Source organism: Frateuria sp. (assembly GCF_035695185.1).
Lineage (GTDB): Bacteria > Pseudomonadota > Gammaproteobacteria > Xanthomonadales > Rhodanobacteraceae > Frateuria_A.
The window spans coordinates 1-5,189 of the sequence record NZ_DASSES010000076.1 but is presented as its reverse complement, the minus strand read 5'-3'; the positions used below and the strand labels follow the sequence as shown (position 1 = coordinate 5,189).

General features: G+C 68.4%; 6 protein-coding genes. 2 read left to right on the top strand and 4 right to left on the bottom strand.

Annotated features, from left to right (window positions below):
* The coding region (locus VFH59_RS05315; RefSeq protein WP_325163846.1) for a peptidase at positions 1-1,560 on the bottom strand (1,560 nt) is incomplete at its 3' end.
* A 245-nt stretch (positions 1,561-1,805) separates the two neighbouring features.
* The gene (locus VFH59_RS05310; RefSeq protein ID WP_325163845.1) at positions 1,806-2,459 is read right to left on the bottom strand and encodes a DUF502 domain-containing protein; all 654 of its coding nucleotides are present in this window, start codon (positions 2,457-2,459) and stop codon (positions 1,806-1,808) included.
* Between the two features lie 118 nt (positions 2,460-2,577).
* On the opposite strand from VFH59_RS05310, the gene VFH59_RS05305 reads away from it, so the two are divergent.
* Positions 2,578-3,090 carry a sigma-70 family RNA polymerase sigma factor gene (locus tag VFH59_RS05305; protein WP_325163844.1) on the top strand — a complete coding sequence of 171 codons (513 nt, stop codon included), beginning with the start codon at positions 2,578-2,580 and terminating at the stop codon, positions 3,088-3,090.
* A gap of 2 nt (positions 3,091-3,092) precedes the next feature.
* Positions 3,093-3,773 carry a hypothetical protein gene (locus VFH59_RS05300; protein WP_325163843.1) on the top strand — a complete coding sequence of 227 codons (681 nt, stop codon included), beginning with the start codon at positions 3,093-3,095 and terminating at the stop codon, positions 3,771-3,773.
* A gap of 7 nt (positions 3,774-3,780) precedes the next feature.
* On the opposite strand, the gene VFH59_RS05295 is transcribed toward VFH59_RS05300, so the two are convergent.
* Positions 3,781-4,239, bottom strand: coding sequence for a DUF4442 domain-containing protein (locus tag VFH59_RS05295; protein WP_325163842.1), 459 nt, complete (start codon positions 4,237-4,239; stop codon positions 3,781-3,783).
* A gap of 142 nt (positions 4,240-4,381) precedes the next feature.
* On the bottom strand, positions 4,382-5,189 hold an 808-nt coding region (gene trxA / locus VFH59_RS05290), incomplete at its 5' end, for a thioredoxin (protein ID WP_325163841.1).

Sequence of the window (5,189 nt, the reverse complement as noted above, 5' to 3'; positions counted from 1 at the left end):
GGCGTAGAAGAACGGCGGCTGCAGGATCGCGGCCGGGAAGTTGATCGTGTTGTCGGTCGGGTTGTAGTAGGCGTTGACCGTCTGCGGGGTCATGCCCCACTCCTTGCGGTCGGTCGGCTTGCCGATCTTGTTGATGTCGTACTCGTAGTTGTACTTGGCGGCGGCCATCACGTTGCCGTAGAAGTCGCCCTGCTTGATCTGCAGGCCGGACCAGTCACGCCACTTTTCCGGGTAGCCGATCTTCGGCAGGAAGGTGCTCCACTTGGCGATCGCCTTGGCCTTGGTTTCCGGGCTCATCCAGTCCAGGTTCTCGATGCGCGCCTTCAGGGCGTTGCGCACGTTGTCGACCAGCACCTGCGCGCGTTCCTTGGCCTCGGGCTTGAACATCTTGTCGACGTAGAGCTGGCCCAGCGCCATGCCCATCGAGCCGTTGACCGCGCCGAGCACGCGCTTCCAGCGGGCCTTCTGCTCCGGCTGGCCGGACAGGGTCTTGCCGTAGAAGGCGAACTTGTTGTCCTGGAACGCCTTGGACAGCAGCGGCGAGGCGTCGTCGATCACGTGGAAGCGCAGGTAGGCCTGCCACTGCCCGATCGGGGCCTTGGCGAGCAGCTTGTCGAATTCGGCGAAGAACTTCGGCTGCGACAGCGAGAAGCCCTTGTCCACCTTCACGCCCTGCGCGTCGAAGAACTTCTCCCAGCTGAAGTGCGGGGTGATCTTGTCCGCTTCCTTGACGCTGACGAAGTGGTACTGGTGCTCGGGGGTGCGCAGCTCGACCGGGGCGAACGAGGCGCCGGCCAGCTTGGTCTCGAATGCCAGCACCTGGTCGGCCTGCTTCTTGGCGTCGGCCGCGGGCACGCCGGTCAGCTGGAGCGCCTTGGCGATGTAGTCCAGGTACGCGTTGCGCTGCTCGGCGTACTTGGCGTCGGTGTAGTAGTCCTTGGTCGGCAGGCCGAGGCCGCTCTGGAAGGCATAGCCGATCTGCATGGAGGCGTTCTTGAAGTCCGCCTCGGAGCCGAAGGCGAACACCTGCATGTCGCCGGTGCTGAAGCTCTTGTCCAGGTAGTCGGCCACGTCCTTGCCATTCTTCAGCGAGGCGATGGCGTCGAGCTTGGGCTTGATCGGGTCGAATCCGGCCTTCTCGATCGCGGCTTCGTCCATGCCCGAGGCGTACAGGTAGCCGATCTTCTGCTGGATCGAGCCGGCCTGCGCGCTGGCCGCGTTCTTGGCCGCGTTCTCCACGATCTCATGCTGGGTGTTGAGGCTGTCTTCGGCCAGTTTGTCGAAGGCGCCCCAGCGGGTGCGGTCGGACGGGATCGGGTTGGCGGCCACCCACTTGGCGTTGACGAACTGGTTGAAGTCCGTGCAGGCCTCATTCGTGGCCCCCAGCTCGCTGACGTCGAACACGCTCTTGGGCGCGCCGGCCATCGCGGTGGTGCCGGCGGCGGCGGGCGCGCTGCTGCTGGCGGCAGGGTTCTGGTCGGCCTCGTGCTTGCCGCACGCGGTCAGCGACAGCGCCAGGCTCACCGCGAGCGCCAGCGGCTTCAGATACTGCTTGGACATGGAATTCCCTCTGTGTGGTTCGCCGTACGGCGGTTGCGTTGTTGCCGGCCGCGTTCCCCCCGGAGCACGGCCATGACCGGCCACGCTAGGCCATTGGTCATGGGGCAGACAGTGTCAAAGGTCAGGGGTCGGGACAGGGGCGAACGCCTGCCGGCGGGCGGGCAGGAACGCAACGTACGCGAGCGCGAGGCTTCCAAAGAGGATGGATGTCCGCGGTTGCGCCGCGGCGCGCCGGGGAGGGCGCTCTACAGCGGCTTTCGCTGCGTGGCGGGCAGCGTATCGGGTGCCACGGCGCCGCCGGAAATGATGAAAGCCATGCCCTGGTCCATGGTCCAGTCGGTGGGCGTCAGAGCCTCCACCGGCAGGGTCAGCAGGAAGCCACCGGTGGGATTGGGCGTGGTCGGCACGAACACCGCCGCCATTTCCCGGCCGCTGCCTTCCTCGATCATCAGCCGCGTGACGAAACCGATCGCCTTGGTGCCGGCGTGCGGGAAGTCGACCAGCACCACCCGCTGCACGCCCGAGGGTTTCTGCTGCAGCACGGCCATCAGCTTCTTGGTGCCGCCATAGATCGTCTGCACCAGCGGGATGCGCTGCAGCAGCGTGTCGAACCCGTGCAGCAGCCGCTGCCCGATCACGCGGCTGGCGAGGAAGCCGAGCAGGTACAGTGCCAGCAGGGTGATCAGCATCGCCAGGATCGAGATGAACCAGGCGCTGCCCAGTGCGGTGGCGGTGTCGGGCGCCACCAGCGCCAGCGCCCCGAGCACCGCGGCCACCATCGGCGCGCCGATCCCGGCCAGGAACCCCAGCACGAACCTGAACACCGTCCAGGTCACCCACAGCGGGATGAAGGTGAGCAGGCCGGTGAGCAGATAGCGTTTGACGCGCAGGCGTGGCATGGGGGACCGGGAGCGAGGGGAGTCCGCATTGTAGGCCGTGCCGCAGCACCCCAGGGGAGGTGTGATTTTTTATCCGGTCCCGGCGAATCATGTCGGAAAGACGGGACCCGAGGGAGCCATGACCGCCCGCCAACGCCAGTTCGAAGCGCTGATGCAGGAGCACCGGGGCATTGTCTTCAAGGTGGCCAGCGTCTACGCGCGGGGCCGGGAGGACCGTGACGACCTGGCGCAGGAGATCGCCGTGCAGCTGTGGCGCGCCTTCGGCAGCTACGACGCGGCACGCGCGAAGTTCTCCACCTGGATGTACCGCGTGGCGCTGAACGTGGCGATCTCGCACGCCCGACGAGCCATCCGCGACGAACGGCTGCAGCCGCTCGAGGCGGCGCACCTGGAATTGCCTGGCGACACGGACGTGGCGCAACCGGACGAGCGGCTGGCTGCGCTCTACGCCTTCATCGGCCAGCTCGACCCGCTCAACCGGGCGTTGATCGTCCTGTACCTGGAGGACCGCAGCTGCGCCGAGATCGCCCAGGTGCTCGGCATCAGCGAAACCAACGTGGCCACCAAGATCGGCCGCATCAAGCAGAAGCTGCGCGTCCAGCTGGTCGCCGCGGCGCCCACCGGAGCATGAACATGGAACTGGACGAGATGAAGCAGGCGTGGCAATCGCTCGACCGGCGGCTCGCGCAGCAGCAGGCCCTGAACCTGCGGCTTCTGCGCGAGGGCGGCATGGATCGGCTTCGCCGCGGCCTGCGGCCGCTGGTGTGGGGGCAGGCGGTGCAGGTCGTCGTGGGCGTGGTCGTGATGCTGTGGGGGGCCTGGTTCTGGAGTACCCATCTCGGCGTGGTCCAGCACATGGTCTGCGGCATCGCGATGCAGGCGTTCGGCACCCTGATGATCGCCTTCGCCGGGCGCCTGCTGCAGCTGGCGCAAGGGGTCGATTACGCCGCGCCGGTGCTGCAGATCCAGCGCCGACTGGCGCGCATGCGTGCATGGCGGGTGCGCGTGGAAGCGCCGGTATTCGCGGTGCTGGGCGCGGTGATCTGGGTGCCGGCCATGCTGATGCTGGTCCAGGCCGACTTCGACCGGTGGAACGGCGACTACCGGGAGGTCGCGCCATGGCTGGGTGGCCATCTGATGTTCAGCGGCACGGTCTCGCTGGCGCTGGTGGTGCTCGTCTACCTGCTGATCCGGCGCGCCGGTCGGCTGCGCTGGCTGGAGGACAGCCTCGCCGGGTCGGCCGTGCGCCGGGCCGAAGCCGTGCTGGAGGAGATCGCCCGCTTCGAGCGGGACGCGGGGCCGCAGGCGGGCTGACGGTACCCTACGCTTCCCGTGCCCTCGGCTTGAGGCGCACGTAGAGTTGCTTGCGCACGCGGGCCACGACCTCGCCGGAGACGGTGGTCACTTCGGTCTCGAACCAGCGCAGGACCTTGCCGCCGCCAGCTGCGGCGGCGCGCAACTCCTCGACCATGGCATCGGTCAGGTGGAAGGAGGCGAACACGTCTTCGCGGCCGGGGCTCACGAAGTCGATCGCGGCGGCCTTGTCCCACACGTAGTAGTCGCCGCCGAGGCGGTGCATCGCCAGCAGCATCCAGAACGGGTCGGTCATCGCGAACAGGTTGCCGCCGAACTGGCTGCGCACGTAGTTGCGGTTCCAGGGACGCAGGCGCAGCGCGACGCGCGCCTGGCTCCAGTCCTCGCTCAATTCCAGCACGCGGATGCTGTTGAACAGGAAGGGCGGCCAGAGGTTGAGCAGGCGGCGGAAGGTGGACGGGCGCATCGGCGGAGGCTGACGGGAAAAGCGCCAGTCTAACGTACGCGGGCGTATGGAGTGGCATGAGGCCGCGTGTCGGGAGTGCCTGTGCGCGACCGCGGGTTTCCCGGTCGCGCACAGGCGCGCTCCTACAGGCTGGCTCGCAGGCTCAGAACAGCAGCGAGGCCATCCGGCGGCGATAGCGCCCGACGAGCTCCGCATCGTCCAGCGTGGCGAAGGCGGCGAGCAGGCGCTTCTTGGCGCCGCCGTCGTTCCAGTCGCGGGCCTTTTCCAGGATCGCGAGGAACTGGTCCAGGCCGGCCGCCGGGTCGTCCTCCAGCAGCAGGCGTACGCCGAGCAGGTCGCGCGCCGCCCAGTCGGCCGGATCGGCCTGCACGCGCTGGCGCAGGTCGGCCAGCGAGGGGGCGCCCTCCAGCGCGCGGGCCAGGTCCAGCTGGCTGCGCAGGCGCACGGCGCGCGCGTCGGTGGCCAGATTGGCGGGCAGCGCGTTGAGCTCGGCTTCGGCGGCGTCGGCCTGGCCGTTGCGCATCAGCGCCAGCGCCAGGTCGAGCTTCAGCTCGGCGCGGTCCGGCGCGGCGGCGATGTCCTGCTGCAGGCGATTGATCGCCTGTGCGGGATCCTCTTCGTCCACCGCTTCGGGCTCGGCCGGGGCCTCGCCCTCCAGCGGTTGCACGTGACGCGCCAGGAACTCGCGCAGCTCGCCCTCGGGCAGCGCCCCGGCGAAGCCGTCCAGCAACTGCCCGTCCTTGACGAGCATGACGGTGGGAATGGAGCGGATGCCGAACATTCCGGCCAGCTCCTGGTTCTTGTCCACGTCCACCTTGGCCAGGCGGAAGGCGCCGTTGTACTCGGCGGCGAGCTTCTCCAGCATCGGCCCCAGCGTCTTGCACGGCCCGCACCAGGTCGCCCAGAAATCCACCAGCACCGGCGTGGTCAGGGAGGCCTGCAGCACCTCG